Consider the following 16401-nt stretch of genomic DNA (forward strand, 5'->3'; position numbering starts at 1 on the left):
TCCACATCATGTTAGATTTTCAAAAACAAAGTTGACCGCATCAGTAGGTGCTTTTGCAAGTTTGACGTACTCGATTCCCGTAGTAGAAACAGTTTGTGTTTTATGGTCCTTCGCACTTTCTCTCAGTTCCTCAAGCATCGAAGCCATTTGCGGAGCTAAGATAATCAAGTCAAACTCGCCAATCTGATCTTTATGTTGCCCATAAGCCATTGCCGTCGCATCCACACCGATACTCAATTCCTTCGCACCCTTTTTAATTGCATTGGCTAACATCGAACTAGTTGCTCCATTGGCACAAAGTACAAGAACATTAGTCTGATCATTCTTTTGTTTAGCAAATGCCGGTGAAACGACTGCTGGTTTGACAGTTGTACTTTCCAACTGATCCCCGTGCCCTATTTCTTTTTCTTTCACTAATAATTCATTGTCATAGGCTTTGAAAAATGGATAGTAAATCGCAAAATCAACGGTTAATAAAACAATCATCAAAACGATCGATAGTCCAGCAAAACCTGTCCCTAAGATCAACCCTACTGGTCCAGGAGTTGTCCATGGCAGATTGTAGATGAATCCATTCATATCTAACACCTCAACAAAAAATTTAAAGATCCAGACATTGAGGATCGGTGCAAGAATAAAAGGAATAAAAAAGATAGGATTCAATACGATTGGTGCACCAAACAGCATGGGTTCATTCACACCAAACAAAACGGGAATCGCTGAGGCACGTCCCATTGTTTTTAACTGCTTTGACTTTGCTAGAAAAGCAAACATCAACGTAATGACCAATGTCGCACCCGTCCCACCTAGTGTGGCAACAAAGTATTGTAAGCCTTGAGATAAAATTTTCGGTGCATGTTCCCCACTTTGATACAGTTGAAAATTCATCTCTACATTTGTTATGTAGATGGCAGCAACAGCTGGCTCAACAATAGAGGGACCGTGGATACCAACAAACCAGAAAAACGCCATTGCCCCAAAAATGAGTGCTAACCCAAAATAGCCATCGGCCGCTGAGAAAATTGGTTGGAACAGTTCAATCAATTTTTCTGAAAACCCACTACCGACAAGGTTACGAAAACCCAAATCAAATCCCCAAAAAAAGACGGTCGACAGTGTAATCGGGATCAAATCCTTAAATGTCTGTGAGATATTACCAGGAACTTCCTCTGGCATTTTCACTGTCAAATTCTTGCTAACACAGAATCGATAGATATTAGGAACAATAAAACCAACAATGAACGCTGTCATCAATCCTTTGGTCCCCATGTAATCAGAAGCAAATCCACCTTCTAACGAATCAACCCCAACAATCAAGAAACCAATAAAAGCAGCGATCATGGTTGAAGTACTATTGATTTGATTCGTTTTTGGCAATTTAGTATTAAAGTTTTCTGTCAAACTCTTGGTCACTGTAGCAGCCATTAAGATCCCTAATATCCCCATGGACCCGTTATACGCTTTCATTAGAATGGATTCTATTTCTTCTCCCCAATGAAAATTGAATGCGTTGGGAACATATGCTACCAATAAAAAAAAGCTTGAAAAAAGAATGACAGGGATAAGACTGATAAAACCATCCCTAATTGCTCTTAAATAAGAATTATTAGAAATTTTCTCAAAAAACGGTTTCATTTTTTCGATACGTTTGATCATTGCATTCATACCCAGGCTCCTCTATGATTTTTTATAAATATTAAAGAGATGTTGAATGACATCTTTCAATAGCAACGTGGTCATTAGATGATCTTGGGCGTGAACCATAATAAACCCTACTTCAATTGTTTCACCACTCGCTTCAGCAGCTAACATTTTAGTTTGAGAATTGTGCGCTTCAACCAAACTCTGATTGGCTTCTTCAACTAATCCATTGGCTTCTTCAAATTCCCCCTTCTCTGCTTTAGCTAACGCTTCGATCAATTTCGATCTTGCTTCACCAGCAAAAGCTACCACTTCAAATCCAATCATTGCTACTGTTTCTTTATCCATTTTTCTTCCTCCATTCTCTTACAAGAACATTATATTTGTTCCAGTTTATGTTTGTTTGTGTTCGTTTTTGTCCTTTACAAACAAATAGTAACCGAATGTTTTTAACATGTCAATCTATTTTCTTATACAAACCTTTAATATTTGACAACCTCCTTTGAATGTTTTATGTTTATTTCAAACAAAAAAATAAGAACCACGAAATATCAGGGAGTTTATATCATGTTAAAAGAAGAACGACAAAAATACTTATTAGCACAACTAGAGAAGAACGGCATCGTGAAAGTGGCCGATATTGTTCAAGAATTGAAAGTAGCTGATATGACTGTTCGTAGAGATTTGCAGGAATTGGAGGATAAGGGGTTAATCATTCGCATTCATGGTGGTGCCAAACTATTAAATCCTAAAACTTCCGTGATCGAACTAAGTCATCGGGAAAAAAAGGATCTTCATTTGTCAGAAAAAATAGAAATTGCCACAATCATTGCGAATCATATCCACGAAGGCGATACTGTCTTTTTAGGACCTGGAACAACGATTGAATTAGCTTATGATTTTTTGACGATTAACCATGCTAAAATCATCACCAATTCGATCCATGTGTTTAACAAATTCAAAAGTGATCCTCGATTTGAGATCATCCTGATCGGCGGCTCCTATCGAAATAAGACCGGCGCTTTCGTTGGGACGATCGCCAATGATTTTATTGCAAATATCCATGTAAAAAAAAGTTTCATCGGGGTAAATGGATTAGATAAAACATCCGTTTTCACTTCAAATGAAGATGAAGGATTGACTCAACGTTACGCATTGAACAGCGCTGAAACACGATATATCGTAGCAGATCATCATAAACTTGATAAAAAAGATTTCTATGGCTTTTATCCACTCCAAGAAGTCGACTATTTGATTACCGATTCTGCTATATCCGATAGCCAAAAAGAGACCTTTGGCAAACATGTTCAATTATTAATTGATTAAAACTCTTTTAAGTAGTTAAAGAAACGAAAAATTAAAGGAAGACAGCGCCCAAATGGCCCTTTCATCGGGCCAATCCAAACGCTGCCTTTTTCGTTTTCTTCATTCCCTTGATCAATCAAGACTCTTTATGTATTTCGATTAGAATCAATATTTCATATGCTTTCTTTGATACACTAATTTTTTTCAAGAAATTTTATCCTTTATCATGATCCAGCTCAATTTTTCCGTTATCGATCTAGCTCATTCGCTAATATTGTTTCAACAATCAACTGAACCACTAAGTCAAAACCTTCTGTCTGGATTGGCACATCCGTTTGTTGCCTAAGCTTCACAATCTCTATCTTTCTCAACGGAACAGCTGCTTTATTTTCTGTAAGAGCTCTGTTCACCGCACTGCTCAAGCCACCAATAACTGCATAATTTTCGATAGTGACCACTTGTGTTTTCCCTTTCAACTCGTTAAGGATCAACTGTTTATCGATTGGTTTGATCGTAAACATATCAATGACTTCGCAACTAATTTGACAGGACTTTAACCGCTTAGCAACATTGAGAGCTTCGTAAACTAATCTGCCAGCGACAATAATTAAAATATCTGTTCCATGCCAAACAATGTTTCCTTTGCCTAATTGAAAAGTCGTTTCTTTTTTATAGATATTAGGTATCCTTTTATTTTCTCCGCGTACATAGTGAATACCGCTCAATTGGCTAAATTCTTTGATGATCCATGCCATTTGCACCTCATCTGTTGCTTCACAAATAATTGAATTTGGGATCATTGTCATCAACGCTAAATCTTCCCCTAGTTCATTGACGCGTTCCTTTCCATTTCGATTAGAAGCGAAATATTCCCCAAAAATATTGATGGTATTTCCACCGTATCCTTCGGAAATAAATAATTGATCAAAAATTTTTCGAATCGCATGAGAATCAAAAAGATGAATAAAAGGTTGGTAGCCAGCTAAACTTAACCCCGCTGCAATACCTACCATGTTCTCTTCATCCACAGGCATGTTGAGATATCTCTTTGGGTGTTCATTTTTTAAATCAACCCAATTACTAAATGATTCAAACTTATTTTCTAACGCAACGATATTGTGGTTTTTTTTCATTAATTCATTTAATGTATCAACTATGCAAGTACGAAGTTCTTTCCTTACAGATAACGAGTTACTTAACTGAACCATTTAGCTCATCCTTTCAAGCTTTTCTTGTAATTTCAAAATCGTTTTTTCTATCTCTTGATGGAATGTTTTAGGAATTTTTTTACTTGAATCCTCATGATCGTCCATTGTTAAGTCTGATAGCACTCGCTCTGGATAACTTTCTAAAACAATACAGAAGGCTTGTGTCGTCCTCATTTTATACTCTTCAATCGCCTCATTGATTGCTTTGATATTTGTCCCATCAACGAGCAACGTATAAAACCCAGCCTTCTCTGCTTTTCTTTTCAATAGATAAGATTTCTCATACCTTTTGCTTAACTGTTCTCGTTTTCTATAACCACTATCAATAATTACCAAGCAATGATCTAATTTAAAATGAGCAATACACTGAAATACTTGCCAGCAACGTTCATCTTTTAATTCGTCTTCATCCATCACTAAATAAACATCATTTTCCTTATTTGCTATTTTTAATCCCATCGCAAGACCTGCAGCTATTGCAACACCGTTATTTAAGTCCCCGATTGTCACATCGATTCCAGGAGTCTTTGAACGATCTAACTTTTTAGGGAGTCTGTCCCCTTGATGACTCATCGTCCATAGCCACTTCTTATCAAAATACCCTAGATTAGATAAAGTACTATATAATTCCAATACCGCATGACTTTTAGCTAAAACTAATTGATCACGATTTCCCCAATCTGGTTTTTTCGGGTCAATCTTCATCTGTTTACCGTATAAAACAGCTAACAATTTGATCATAGAAAAAGAACAATCCATTGATTCTTCTCCTCTTTGTTTAACACTTATCAAAATATCTAGTTGAATGTTTAATGCTAATTTTTCCAATTGAGTCACTTGTTTATGATCAATAGCCATAACGATTCCTCCTATAAATGAATTAGAGAATAATTCATGATGCCATACAGATTTTTCACATGATATGTATACTTGCTCTTTTATGATCTGATCAAAATAAGATGATACTCCTTAATCTACAACCTCACTGGACACTTCCCTCCTTTTGAACTGAGTGTAAAGCCATTTTATGTCATCTTATGTCCCCTTTTCCTTCCCTACCCCTTCATATATAACATAAGTACACATCTCATAATATATTCAGTATATTCATTTATAAAATAAAAAAATAGAAAATATTTAATAAGATAAATTTGTTATAATAAAAACAAAAAGTCTGTTATCATAAAAAAATATTACAACAAAAAAATTACATTAGCAATATTAATAATAAAGATACACATAATAAACGAGATACACCTTCCTATTGAAAATGTTATTTTAAAATAACAATAAAAAATATTTATCTTATTCCATTACCAAACTACCTCACTGAAACCGGAGTAAATTGTTTTGTTAAAAATGAAAATGACTCACCTATAAAAACTCTTTCGGTATTTCCCATCTGAATATTCCGATCCCTCTTCAATCTCACTGCTCCTAATTATTTTAGGCTTTTTGATTTCCGGCTGTACTAGGACATACTGGTGCGTTGGTTTACTCATTGAATCTTCTATTTTCAAAATAATTTGCAGTTGTTCGTATAGCTAAATGAAATTTCTTGCTAATGTTCATTTAATCGTTGCTTGAACAATTAGTAAAAACATAGAAAAACAATCAGGTATCTAATTGACATTCCGTCGTTTTCATTTACGTGGAAAACAGGATCCATTAATTAAGCACCTTCGTACTCATGGTACTTAATTGAAGAAAATTCGTGAAAGATCGTGCCTAGAACAGAAAAAATAAGCCTGACTTTGACGGAATGAATCAAAATCAGGCTTACTTTCTTTTTAGGTTAATGATTGTTTCAGACCTTTCATTTTACAAAAGAATACGCTACGCTCTCAACTACTATCCCAGTTACTAATCAATGTGTGATAGTTAAACAATTCGTGCACAATACTGAAAATGGCTTCTGGTTTTTTGAACAAAGCGATGAGCTATTTATAGCCAGTAGATCTATGGGAACAAATAAACGAACACCAAGCGTTTTTTGTGTTTCTCTTGAGGTCGTGAAAAGAGTGTCTTGACCGGAGCGCTCACCAAGTAAAAACTGCGACGAGTAATCGCAGGAGCATTAAGGATGAAAATCTCGAAACAGCTCCCCATGTTTTGAGATTTTTTGACTTATCGCCGAAGGTCAGCTCTTTGAACACCGTTTATTCGTTTTTAGAGATACTAGAAGATACTGAGAGAACTTTTGTCCCAGTCCCGATGCTTATTTGAACAATCCCATTGAATGAATAACTCTATGATTTCTAGATAAAAGATTTTCAAACAAAAATACAAGTTTTTCCACTCATTTTTTGCTATACCAATCGATCAATATCATACTCAAACCCATTTTGATTGCTTAACTGTTTGTAGAACTCACCACTTTTCTTGATCGTCCGTTTTTGGGTTGGCAGATCAAGAGAAATTAGTCCATAACGGTTCTTATATGCATTGATCCAGGACCAGCAGTCAATAAAGGTCCAAAGATGATACCCTTTGATATTACAGCCGTCATTGATTGCTTTCCAAAGATAGGCGAGGTGATCTTGGATATATTCGATCCGGTAATCATCAATCACTTGCCCACTTTCATCCATAAAGCGTTCCTCATCTGCTACGCCCATCCCATTTTCAGAGATAAAGGATTCGATATTCCCATAGTTTTCTTTGATATCCATGCATAAATCATGGATACCTTTTTCATAAATTTCCCAACCACGATATTCATTCATCCGTCGTCCCGGCATCACATGATTCTCAAAAAACCAATCCGGTAAGAACGGACCCTCTTGATTGATTGCAGTTAAACGAGCCTTCACACGACGTGGTTCATAATAGTTCAATCCTAAGATTTGTGCCGTGTTCTCTTTGATACAGCGCAGGTCTTCCTCGGTATAATCCGTTGGCAATTGATCATATTCACGTAAAAGGTTAATTAATTTTTCTGGATAAACACCCTTGACCATTGGATCTAAAAAGCTGCGAACATAAAAAAGATCTGCAATTTCAGCTGCCTTCACATCAGCGGGGGTTTGACTCCTTGGAAACGTCGGGCTTAAATTCAAGATAACACCTATTTTACTGTTCAAATTCAACTCTTTGTGTGCTGCAATTGCTTTCGCGTGAGCCAAAATAGTAAAGTGAGCCGCTTGCGCTCCTCGTTTGAAATCAATCAAATTTGGATAATGGAAGTCTTCCAAATATGACCCTAAGATCGGCCCCAACGGTTCATTGAAAGTGAACCAGTGGTAGACGAGATCGCCAAACTCCTTAAAACAAGTAACTGCAAATTGCACATATGCATCGACAACTTCCCGTGATTCCCAACCCCCTTTATCCTGTTGGGCTGCTGGCATATCAAAATGATAAAGATTGGCGAATACTTTAATACCATTGTTATTCATCTCAGTAAATAAATCCCGATAAAATTCAACCGCTTTTGGATTTACCTCCCCTACTCCATCATTTGGGAACATCCGCGCCCAAGAGATCGAGACCCGAAAGGAATTATGTCCGGTTTGCTTCATCAGTTGAACGTCTTCTTTATAACGATGAATGTGATCTGTCGTAATTTCTGAACTAATCCTTTGATAAAAACGGTATGGTTGTTCTTTGTACCAACGTTCCCAAACCGTTTCGGCTTTTCCAGTTTCACCACGACCTTCTGCTTGCTCAGCTGACCAAGCAGAACCCCACCAAAAGTTTTCTGGAAATGTTAATTGTTGTTTGTTCATTGTATCCTCCTAAAATGACATTCTCTTGAGTACTACTCCATCATAACACCGCTTCCAATAAATTGGAATATTTTTTTATTAAAAAATATATACTTTTTATAAATGTTAATTGTTTTACCCTTTAAAGATTGCTAAAATTAAAGAAAGGTATATAATTATTTATATCTTTACGCGGTAACTATAGGAGGGAAAAAATGAAGAAGAATGCGAAATATATGGAAGTTTATTCTGATGTAAAAAAGAAAATTGAAAACGGTACTTACGCAATCGGTGAAAAATTACCAACTGGTTCCGAATTGGCAAAACAATATCATACGAGTAAATTGACAGTAAAAAAAGGATTAGACATGTTAGTTTCTGAAGGAGTTTTACATAGTCGAAGTGGATTTGGAACCGAAGTTTTGCGCAAACCGATCCATAATTCGAAAGTTTTCGGTCCAAGCGAAGGTTTTATGAGTGTAGTTGGCGAAGAACATGTAGACTCTGAAATTCATATGTTTTCAATTGAATTACCATCAAAAAAAATAGCAGAGCGATTACAGATTAACGACAAGGAATACATTTATAATATTGTTCGCAGTCGTTTTGTCGATCAACAACCCTATTCATTGGAACAAACTTTTATGCCGCTATCAATTATTCCTGGTTTGGAACCTAAACACTTGAAAAAATCGGTTTATTCCTATATTCGCAATGAACTGCAGTTAGAGATCAATGCTTCTCACGTTTGGATGAAGGGCGTACTGGCAACCGAGTTTGATGCAACTATATTAGGAATTGATGCCGGAGACTTTATGATCGAAGTTGAAAAAAGTGTTTCTTTGGCAAACGGGACTCCTTTTGAATACTCCATTACAAGGCATTTATATCAAGATTTTGTTTTTGAAGCCGTTTTTGTTGAAAAATGATTGAAAGAGCTGAGGAAATCAGCTCTTTTTTTTGCCCTTTTTCATTAAAGTATATAATTTTAAAAAAAGTTATTTACTTTTATCAAATTCCGTTCTATTATTGAACTACGGTAAGTGCTTACAAATAAAAAACAAGGAGAATATACCATGAAGAAAACAAATAAGAAGGAACAGGTGTTTGAACGATTTGGTATGATCGCATCGAAGCTAGGAAATCAAATTCATATGCGTACATTACGCGATGCATTTGCAACATTCATGCCATTTATGATGTTAGCTGGATTCGTGACTTTGATTAATTACGTTATCTTAGAACCAACTGGTTTTATGGGTAAAATTGTTAAACCCGAAACATTAATGAAAGTTCAAGAAATTGGCATGTCGATCGCCAATGGAACATTGAGTATTACGACGCTATTAGTTGTAGCTGCAGTTTCTTATCATATGTGTGTTAGCAGAAATTATACAAATCATATCGCAGCGGTTTTAGTTTCGATCTCAACTTTCATCGTTTTAACACCAATGAAAATGATGTTCACTCCGGAAAATGCAAAAAAAGCGATTGAAGTAACCGGAGTTATTCCAGGTTCCCATACAGGTGCATCAGGAATGTTTGTCGGAATCTTTGTTGGATTAGTAGCTACTGAGCTATTCATTAAATTATCTACAAATGAAAAATTGCAAATCAAACTATCTGGAAATATCCCGCCCGCAGTGTTGAAGTCATTCAATGTATTGATCCCGATTATGATTACTGTTACTGGTTTTGCGATTCTATCTTTCGCTGTCAATCAGTTATTCAACATGGACGTAAATGGCGTGATCACTAAAGCGATCACGGGACCTTTAAGTCACATCACAACTGGTTTACCTGGCTTTATCTTAATCACATCAATCGCCAATTTATTCTTTGGTTTTGGAATTCATCAAGCTGTAATTTCAGGTTCTTTACTTGATCCGTTCTTATTACAAAACATGCAAGAAAATATGGCAGCTTATGCAAACCATGAACACATCCCACATATTATCAACATGGCTTTCAAGGATACTTTTGCTGTTATGGGTGGTTCAGGAAATACGATCGCCTTATTGATTGCGATTTTCATATTCAGTCGTCGAAAAGATTATAAAGACTTTGCTAAACTATCGGTAACACCAGCGATGTTTAATATCAGTGAGCCGATCATCTTTGGATTACCGATCGTATTTAACTTGAGTCTAATTATTCCGTTTGTGTTAGCACCAATCTTCTCATTAGTAACTGCCTACTTTGCGACTGCAGCCGGCTTAATCAATCATGTGGTAGTTCAGATACCGTGGACCACACCACCAGTTATTTCAGGATTCCTTGCGACAGGTGGGGATTGGCGAGCAGCAGTATTGCAAGTTCTAATCATTGCGGTTAGCGTATTTATCTATCTACCATTCCTACGCATTGATGAACACGTAACGGCAAAAATGGCTCAAAAGGAAGCTGAAATCACTAATCAATAATTGACACCTCCGCTCCTAAAAAAGTGGACTTTCTCGTTTAGTAAATATGTAAAAAAAGTCCTCAATTCTCTTAACAACCGACCTTTGGGATCATCGTTGCATTTTGAATAAGTCGAAATTATGAGACTGATGAATCAGAACAGATTCTTCAGTCTCATTTTCAGTTAACTTGCCAATGACAAAACGATTGTTAGTAAAAACATTCAAAAAAAGTTCTTATTATTCAAGGACTGTCGCAATTTATATTTTTAGACACTCTCTAGCAGGATTTTTTTCTGATCTCTTTAATACGCATAGCGTTTGCGTGTAGTACATATAAACTTGATAAGCTGATTACGTTCACCTACCAGATCTGTCGCCCCTTTGGTATGAATAGGACTGTCATCGTGTCATCTGATTGACGTATATTTAAGATATACCAAAGTGACTCGACTTTTTGCTCCTTGTTTGCCACTCTTGCAAATCTATAATGTCAAACAATCTAGACTTACTGCTTATAAAAATAATCAAAAAAAGAACCCTTGAAAATCAAGGGTTCTTCCACTATCAGATAACGATAGATTAACGACGGATTTCTTTGATACGAGCAGCTTTTCCGTGTAATGCACGTAAGTAGTACAATTTTGCACGACGTACTTTACCGTAGCGAACGACTTCGATCTTTGCAACACGTGGTGTATGCAATGGGAATGTACGTTCAACGCCTACTCCGTTAGAAACTTTACGTACTGTATAAGTTTCGCTGATTCCAGCTCCGCGGCGTTTGATTACAACACCTTCAAATAACTGGATACGTTCACGTGTACCTTCGACAACTTTCGCATGAACACGTACAGTGTCACCAGGGCGGAAAGCTGGGATGTCAGAACGTAATTGTTCTTTTATTAATTCTTCGATTAATGGATTCATTGATCTTTTCTCCTTATTCCAAACATTCTTATGAGTTTTCCCTCACAGCGGAACATCGTAATAGTTAAGTGCTTTTGCACTCACCATAAAATATTATCACACTATCAATTTAGTGTAAAGAGTCATATTGATATTTCTTATTCTATTTCGTCTGATTCTTCTTTTTTGACTTCTTCTAACAATTTCAGCATTTGTGGAGTCATTGATAATTGTTCCAATAAGTCAGGTCGGCGTTGATAGGTTCTTCTTAAGGATTCTTTCAGTTGCCATTCTTCAATCAATTTATGGTTTCCATTTGTTAAAACTTCTGGGACTTTCATCCCGTTAAATTCTGCTGGCCGTGTATATTGAGGATGTTCCAATAATCCCGTTGAATAAGAATCTGTTTGAGCGGATGTTTGATTTCCTAAAACGTCCGGTAATAAGCGCACCGTTGCATCAATCATCACCATTGCGCCAAGTTCGCCACCAGTCAAGACATAATCACCTAAAGAGACTTCATCCGTAACTAGCGAACGGATTCGTTCATCATAGCCTTCGTAATGTCCACAAATAAATACTAAATGTTCTTCATTCGAAAATTCTTCCGCCATCGCTTGATCAAATCGTTTACCAGCTGGATCCAATAAAATCACACGTTTTTTTGTTTCAGGATTTGCTTGTTCAATTGCTTTGATATTGTCATAGATAGGTTGGACTTTTAACAACATCCCTGCCCCGCCACCATATGGATAATCATCGACCGTTTGGTGTTTATTATCGGAATAGTCTCTAAAATTAGAAACATTGATCTCTAACAATCCTTTATTGACCGCTTTACCGATGATCGATTCACCCATTGGTCCTTCAAACATTCGTGGGAAGAGTGTTAAGACATCAATTTTCATCATCGATCAATCCTTCTGGAATCTCGACGTAAATGACCCCATTTTCTAAATCAACTGTTTTAACCACTGAATCAATATAAGGAAGCAAAACATCCTTTTTCTTTGGTCGTTGGACTACCCAAACATCGTTAGCACCTGGTGAAAGAATTTCTTTGATTTTACCTAATTCATTTCCATTTTCCTCAACGACCTTTGCTCCAATGATCTCATGATAATAAAATTCATTTTCTGGCAACTCGATCGTTTCTTCTTTTGAAACTTTTAAAATACCGTCTCGATATTTTTCAACATCATTGATTGAAGGATGCCCTTCAAAACTTAACAAGTCAAAATTTTTATGTTTACGATGACTTTTGACGGTTAATTCAATTGGCGCTTTCTTCTCTTGAAACAAGGTAAGTACAGCACCTTTTTTATATCGTTCTTCTGGAAAATCTGTGGTAGAAATGACGCGCACTTCTCCTTTGATCCCTTGAGTATTTACGATTTTTCCAACATTTAAATATTCAGTCAACTTGTATCCCCTTTTCCTTTTCACACATGTTTCAACCAAACAATGGTTTTTAAATGGCTGAACGTGTTTTTGACGTATCTGCCTTATTTTAGCATGTGTGCATATGCAATTCTACTTTCTTTTCGCTTTTCTATATCATTTTCCAATCATTTATTGGTTCATAGAAACAGCCATTTTCAATGCGGAAAGAGTATCTTTGTGGGTAACAGTATAAACATTTTTAGGCTCTTGCCAGCTTACTTGTGTAGCTTGTTGGGAAGAATCATTCATTTCAACCGTAATTTTCCCGTACTTCTCAGGCGCAGGCAAACTTGCTTTTTCTAAGTAAGCAACGATTTCTTTGGCTAACGGTACAGGATCTTGTCCTTCAATATTACTTGCCCGGACACGAATACTCCAATTTCCTTCTTGCCATTCTAGAATACTAGATCCCGCCGCTCCTTGTTGATAGCCAGTAATATTGTAGCCCAAATCGACTTGTCGGCCGTTTGTATCAACCGTAACTGGTTGCAAGGCATCAATTGCTTCTTGACTAGAAGCAAAACCATATTGGTAAAGATAAGAAGCCATCGGGGTTTCTTGGTTTAACTCTTTGGCATTTAAGACATAGGCTTTCGGTAGATCATAGTATAAGATCGAAAAGCCCTGTTTGGTTTCGGCAGCAGCGATGTTTAATTTCCCTGTTGTAATCGGAATCTCTTGTGGCATCGGTGTCGTTGGGTATTTTTCTTTCAGTTCTTCAAATGCGGTTTGTGCTTGTTTATTCTGTGTAGATGTTTCTGTTTTTGTAGTCGCCGTTTCCGTTGTATTTCCAGACATCTCAGAGCTTTCACTCTTTTTGGTTGTTGATTGAGTATCTGTTTCTTTGGAACTACTATGACTCGTTGAATGAGTCTCTGGTGTCGCCGTATCAGTTGTTTCAGTAGAATTATTTGTTCCTTGACAGGCACTTAAAAGTAAAAGAGCTGGTATCAATAATGCAACTTTTTTCATAGGTATCTACTCCTTTCTATACTTTAAGGATACGCTTTCTATAATCATTTGCCAAGTAGTCCCCTCAAAAAGAAAAAAGCTGTCTCGTCAAGACGAAACAGCTTTTTTTATTCCTTATGATCGATAATATTTAAACGCACTTTTTTCGGTGCATTTGTTCGTACCCCGTAAACGATCGTACGAATTGCTTTCGCAACACGCCCTTGTTTACCGATGATACGACCAATATCTTCAGGAGCCACAGTTAGGTTATATTCATAGAAGTCTTTTGACTCAGTGACTTCTAACTGGACTTGTTCAGGATAAGTGACTAACGGACGAACGATTGTTAAGACTAATTCGCTTAAATCTTTCATATCCGATCACCTTATTTCTTTGAGAATTTAGCTTCGTGGTGTTTTTGCATAACGCCTTCTCTTGAAAGGATGTTACGTACAGTATCAGAAGGTTGCGCACCTTTAGATAACCAGTTAAGAACTAAATCTTCTTTTAAAACTACTTCTGCAGGGTCTTTCAAAGGATTGTAAGTACCTACAGTTTCGATGAAACGTCCATCACGAGGAGAACGTGAATCAGCTACGACGATACGGTAAAAAGGACTCTTTTTAGAACCCATACGTTTTAAACGGATTTTAACTGCCATTATATATTTCCACCTCCATTGTTTTATTCACAAGTTGTAGTGTAACAGTTTTTTTTTACCCTGTAAAGCTTTTTTTCTTTACAGCTAATAAAAAATTTTTTCAACTCTCTTTTTTATTGAAAAAAAGAATTCCTGTCACTAAAAAGGAAGCAATCATCAAACCTGTTACCATTAAAGAAAAAGAATAGTTACTCGAATCAATCCTTTCCCCTAATGCGTTCGAAACTGTCGTTAAATAAAAAGGAGAATACTCAGCAACTTTTGTAAACATAGATAACAAATAACAGCCAGCCACACAAAACCCTCCACAAGCTAGCACAAAATAGCCAGAAGAAATAAAGGAGGACAACCATAGAAATAAAGTATATAACCACACACCCCATAAATAATAATAAAAACTTCTTGTCCCTAATTGAATAACCAGCTCATTATCCCAATAAATAGCAGTATAAAAGTAAGTAATGAAGGAACAACCCCAAAAACCAACTGCCCAAAAAAACTGTCCCATGATCCATTTAGTAAAATAAATTTTCCAGCGAACCATCCCTTTGGTTAAAAGATTAATCAATGTTCCTTTTTGATATTCATTCGTCAAGGTCGAGCTAAACAATAACAAAAACAATAAAAGAAACATAGGCATGTTTTTATAAAATTGTCCCCAAGAAGTCAGCGCATCTACATTGACTTCACCGATTTTCATACCAGATGCTGCTAAATTTTCTGACATCGATTGAACGATGTAGGGTGTTAATTTGGCTATCAGTGGATTCATGATCCCAAAAATGATCGTTAATGAAAGCAACAGTAATAATCTACCTGTACGCCAATTTTCCTTCCATTCTTTTTTTGAAAACGCGAGTAATTGCTTCATTTGTCCACCACTTCCATAAAAATTTGTTCTAAGGAAGGTTCTAAACGATGAATCGATTGAATCGGTACTTTGTGATCAACAATTAAAGATAGTGCACGAAGTAAGTCTTCGTTAGTTCTGCCAGGATAAATAAGGGTTTCATTTTTCATGATTGCTCCCGGCAAAAGCGATAAAAATTCTTGAGAATGTTTCACAGTTGAAAATTGGATTTCAAATCCTTCATTTTTAGGATGGGTTTTCAATTCTGCTACCGTGCCCGATAAAACGATTTCTCCTTCATTTAAGAAAGCCACTTCATCACAAATTTGTTCCACGTCTGATAGAATATGTGTGGAAAAAAGGATCGTTGTTTGCTCTTTGACACGTAATAAGATATCCAAAATTTCTTTACGCCCCAATGGATCCAACGCCGAAGTCGGCTCATCACAAATAAACAGTTTTGGTTCATTCAGTAACCCCTGGGCAATCCCCAAACGTTGCTTCATCCCTCTTGAAAAAGTCCTAATCCTTTTTTTCTCGTGAGCCAATCCAACTAACGCTAATAACTCTTGCGTTTTTTGTTGGATTTTATGTTTAGGCATCTCGGTGATTTCCCCGCATAATTGCAAATACTCTTCGGCGGTAAGGTAGTCATAAAACATCGGAATATCTGGCAAATAGCCGATCCAGCGATTTGTTTTTGTTTGACCATAGTGAACCGTTTCATCATTAACCTTGATTGTTCCAGCATCTTTTTTTAGCAACCCCAAAATCAATTTCATCGTTGTCGTTTTCCCTGCACCATTTTTTCCAATAAACCCAAAGATCGTCTTTTCCTTGACGGTAAGGGAAAGATGGTTCAACACTTTTTTTTCACCAAAAGATTTTGATACATCGATTAGTTCAAGGATCGCCATTATGCCTCCTCCTTACCGAACACGAAATACAAGATTGGACCAACAAATTGAAATCCTATGAGAATTACGATGATCCAGAGTGTTCGACTGCCAAATCGATAATGCGTATGAGTCAAAATATGATAAAGGGCATAAAAAAATAACCCAAGTTGTATGATCACTAACGGGATCAAAAATGGTAAAAACTCGTTAATATGCATTTGTTCCACCTACCAATTTCATCTTTTTATTTGATGCTGCGTTACCCCAAGTCATGCGATGATGTGTACCGATGTTTCAATGAGAAACATTCTTTATCAAAAGTTCATGTACTACACTCTTTTCTAAAAAAATCACACAAACTCCTTTAGACAAGACTTCTATTCACTAATTATAGAAGATCCATGTCAAGTGAAGCAAATATA

The 16401-nt window shown here is 36.5% G+C and carries 17 protein-coding genes; 3 read left to right on the forward strand and 14 right to left on the reverse strand.

Translation table 11 applies throughout. The features are described from left to right. Positions 1-6 precede the first annotated feature (6 nt). Together IGK81_RS08635 and IGK81_RS08640 are read right to left on the reverse strand one after the other, a co-directional pair. On the reverse strand, positions 7-1665 hold the full coding sequence (locus IGK81_RS08635) for a PTS transporter subunit EIIC (protein ID WP_034700817.1): 1659 nt from the start codon (positions 1663-1665) through the stop codon (positions 7-9). A gap of 12 nt (positions 1666-1677) precedes the next feature. After that, positions 1678-1989, reverse strand: a complete 312-nt coding sequence (locus tag IGK81_RS08640; RefSeq protein WP_034700819.1) for a PTS lactose/cellobiose transporter subunit IIA — start codon at positions 1987-1989, stop codon at positions 1678-1680. A gap of 219 nt (positions 1990-2208) precedes the next feature. Between IGK81_RS08640 and IGK81_RS08645 the strand changes: the two genes are divergently transcribed. Further along, positions 2209-2967, forward strand: coding sequence for a DeoR/GlpR family DNA-binding transcription regulator (locus tag IGK81_RS08645; protein WP_034700821.1), 759 nt, complete (start codon positions 2209-2211; stop codon positions 2965-2967). A 227-nt stretch (positions 2968-3194) separates the two neighbouring features. Here the strand turns inward: IGK81_RS08645 and IGK81_RS08650 are convergent, their stop codons facing one another. The 3 genes from IGK81_RS08650 to IGK81_RS08660 form a co-directional block, all read right to left on the reverse strand. Then, positions 3195-4154 (reverse strand): transketolase family protein, encoded by a 960-nt coding sequence (locus IGK81_RS08650; RefSeq protein WP_034700823.1) that lies wholly within the window; start codon positions 4152-4154, stop codon positions 3195-3197. Further along, a complete protein-coding gene (locus IGK81_RS08655) occupies positions 4155-5012 on the reverse strand; it encodes a hypothetical protein (protein WP_034700825.1) in 858 nt (285 codons plus the stop codon). It lies immediately after the preceding gene. Between the two features lie 1451 nt (positions 5013-6463). After that, a complete protein-coding gene (locus IGK81_RS08660) occupies positions 6464-7882 on the reverse strand; it encodes a glycoside hydrolase family 1 protein (RefSeq protein WP_034700827.1) in 1419 nt (472 codons plus the stop codon). A gap of 194 nt (positions 7883-8076) precedes the next feature. On the opposite strand from IGK81_RS08660, the gene IGK81_RS08665 reads away from it, so the two are divergent. Further along, entirely contained in the window at positions 8077-8790 is a 714-nt protein-coding gene (locus tag IGK81_RS08665) for a GntR family transcriptional regulator (RefSeq protein ID WP_034700829.1), read from the forward strand. 147 nt (positions 8791-8937) lie between these two features. Then, positions 8938-10284: a PTS sugar transporter subunit IIC gene (locus IGK81_RS08670; RefSeq protein ID WP_010737911.1), complete on the forward strand. Its 1347-nt coding sequence runs from the start codon at positions 8938-8940 to the stop codon at positions 10282-10284. 561 nt (positions 10285-10845) lie between these two features. Here the strand turns inward: IGK81_RS08670 and rplS are convergent. From rplS to IGK81_RS08715, 9 genes are all read right to left on the reverse strand, one after another. Then, entirely contained in the window at positions 10846-11193 is a 348-nt protein-coding gene (rplS, locus tag IGK81_RS08675; RefSeq protein WP_034700831.1) for a 50S ribosomal protein L19, read from the reverse strand. 137 nt (positions 11194-11330) lie between these two features. Continuing rightward, positions 11331-12080 (reverse strand): tRNA (guanosine(37)-N1)-methyltransferase TrmD, encoded by a 750-nt coding sequence (gene trmD / locus IGK81_RS08680; RefSeq protein ID WP_025480115.1) that lies wholly within the window; start codon positions 12078-12080, stop codon positions 11331-11333. Beyond that, the gene (gene rimM / locus IGK81_RS08685; RefSeq protein ID WP_010718461.1) at positions 12070-12594 is read right to left on the reverse strand and encodes a ribosome maturation factor RimM; all 525 of its coding nucleotides are present in this window, start codon (positions 12592-12594) and stop codon (positions 12070-12072) included. The genes trmD and rimM overlap by 11 nt, the downstream gene beginning before the upstream one ends. Positions 12595-12744: 150 nt before the next feature. After that, positions 12745-13587 carry a hypothetical protein gene (locus IGK81_RS08690; RefSeq protein WP_010737912.1) on the reverse strand — a complete coding sequence of 281 codons (843 nt, stop codon included), beginning with the start codon at positions 13585-13587 and terminating at the stop codon, positions 12745-12747. Between the two features lie 107 nt (positions 13588-13694). Then, positions 13695-13943, reverse strand: a complete 249-nt coding sequence (locus IGK81_RS08695) for a KH domain-containing protein (protein WP_010718463.1) — start codon at positions 13941-13943, stop codon at positions 13695-13697. 11 nt (positions 13944-13954) lie between these two features. Then, positions 13955-14230, reverse strand: coding sequence for a 30S ribosomal protein S16 (rpsP, locus tag IGK81_RS08700; RefSeq protein ID WP_010718464.1), 276 nt, complete (start codon positions 14228-14230; stop codon positions 13955-13957). A gap of 100 nt (positions 14231-14330) precedes the next feature. Then, a complete protein-coding gene (locus IGK81_RS08705) occupies positions 14331-15101 on the reverse strand; it encodes an ABC transporter permease subunit (RefSeq protein WP_115233172.1) in 771 nt (256 codons plus the stop codon). Continuing rightward, complete coding sequence (locus IGK81_RS08710; protein WP_034700836.1) at positions 15098-15997, reverse strand: ABC transporter ATP-binding protein; 900 nt, start codon at positions 15995-15997, stop codon at positions 15098-15100. The genes IGK81_RS08705 and IGK81_RS08710 overlap by 4 nt, the downstream gene beginning before the upstream one ends. Further along, entirely contained in the window at positions 15997-16197 is a 201-nt protein-coding gene (locus IGK81_RS08715; protein WP_010737914.1) for a PLDc N-terminal domain-containing protein, read from the reverse strand. The genes IGK81_RS08710 and IGK81_RS08715 overlap by 1 nt, the downstream gene beginning before the upstream one ends. Positions 16198-16401: the final 204 nt, after the last annotated feature.

Source organism: Enterococcus sp. DIV0703, from assembly GCF_051711065.1.
Classification (GTDB): Bacteria; Bacillota; Bacilli; order Lactobacillales; family Enterococcaceae; genus Enterococcus_B; species Enterococcus_B hirae.

What these genes read in the sequence shown, in the direction of transcription:
- IGK81_RS08710 (WP_034700836.1), bottom strand. Translation starts at nt 15,997, where the DNA reads ATGGCGATCCTTGAACTAATCGATGTATCAAAATCTTTTGGTGAAAAA.
- IGK81_RS08665 (WP_034700829.1), top strand. Translation starts at nt 8,077, where the DNA reads ATGAAGAAGAATGCGAAATATATGGAAGTTTATTCTGATGTAAAAAAG.
- IGK81_RS08705 (WP_115233172.1), bottom strand. Translation starts at nt 15,101, where the DNA reads ATGAAGCAATTACTCGCGTTTTCAAAAAAAGAATGGAAGGAAAATTGG.
- IGK81_RS08635 (WP_034700817.1), bottom strand. Translation starts at nt 1,665, where the DNA reads ATGAATGCAATGATCAAACGTATCGAAAAAATGAAACCGTTTTTTGAG.
- trmD (WP_025480115.1), bottom strand. Translation starts at nt 12,080, where the DNA reads ATGAAAATTGATGTCTTAACACTCTTCCCACGAATGTTTGAAGGACCA.
- IGK81_RS08695 (WP_010718463.1), bottom strand. Translation starts at nt 13,943, where the DNA reads ATGAAAGATTTAAGCGAATTAGTCTTAACAATCGTTCGTCCGTTAGTC.
- IGK81_RS08655 (WP_034700825.1), bottom strand. Translation starts at nt 5,012, where the DNA reads ATGGCTATTGATCATAAACAAGTGACTCAATTGGAAAAATTAGCATTA.
- IGK81_RS08690 (WP_010737912.1), bottom strand. Translation starts at nt 13,587, where the DNA reads ATGAAAAAAGTTGCATTATTGATACCAGCTCTTTTACTTTTAAGTGCC.
- IGK81_RS08650 (WP_034700823.1), bottom strand. Translation starts at nt 4,154, where the DNA reads ATGGTTCAGTTAAGTAACTCGTTATCTGTAAGGAAAGAACTTCGTACT.
- rplS (WP_034700831.1), bottom strand. Translation starts at nt 11,193, where the DNA reads ATGAATCCATTAATCGAAGAATTAATAAAAGAACAATTACGTTCTGAC.
- IGK81_RS08640 (WP_034700819.1), bottom strand. Translation starts at nt 1,989, where the DNA reads ATGGATAAAGAAACAGTAGCAATGATTGGATTTGAAGTGGTAGCTTTT.
- IGK81_RS08645 (WP_034700821.1), top strand. Translation starts at nt 2,209, where the DNA reads ATGTTAAAAGAAGAACGACAAAAATACTTATTAGCACAACTAGAGAAG.
- rpsP (WP_010718464.1), bottom strand. Translation starts at nt 14,230, where the DNA reads ATGGCAGTTAAAATCCGTTTAAAACGTATGGGTTCTAAAAAGAGTCCT.
- IGK81_RS08660 (WP_034700827.1), bottom strand. Translation starts at nt 7,882, where the DNA reads ATGAACAAACAACAATTAACATTTCCAGAAAACTTTTGGTGGGGTTCT.
- IGK81_RS08670 (WP_010737911.1), top strand. Translation starts at nt 8,938, where the DNA reads ATGAAGAAAACAAATAAGAAGGAACAGGTGTTTGAACGATTTGGTATG.
- IGK81_RS08715 (WP_010737914.1), bottom strand. Translation starts at nt 16,197, where the DNA reads ATGCATATTAACGAGTTTTTACCATTTTTGATCCCGTTAGTGATCATA.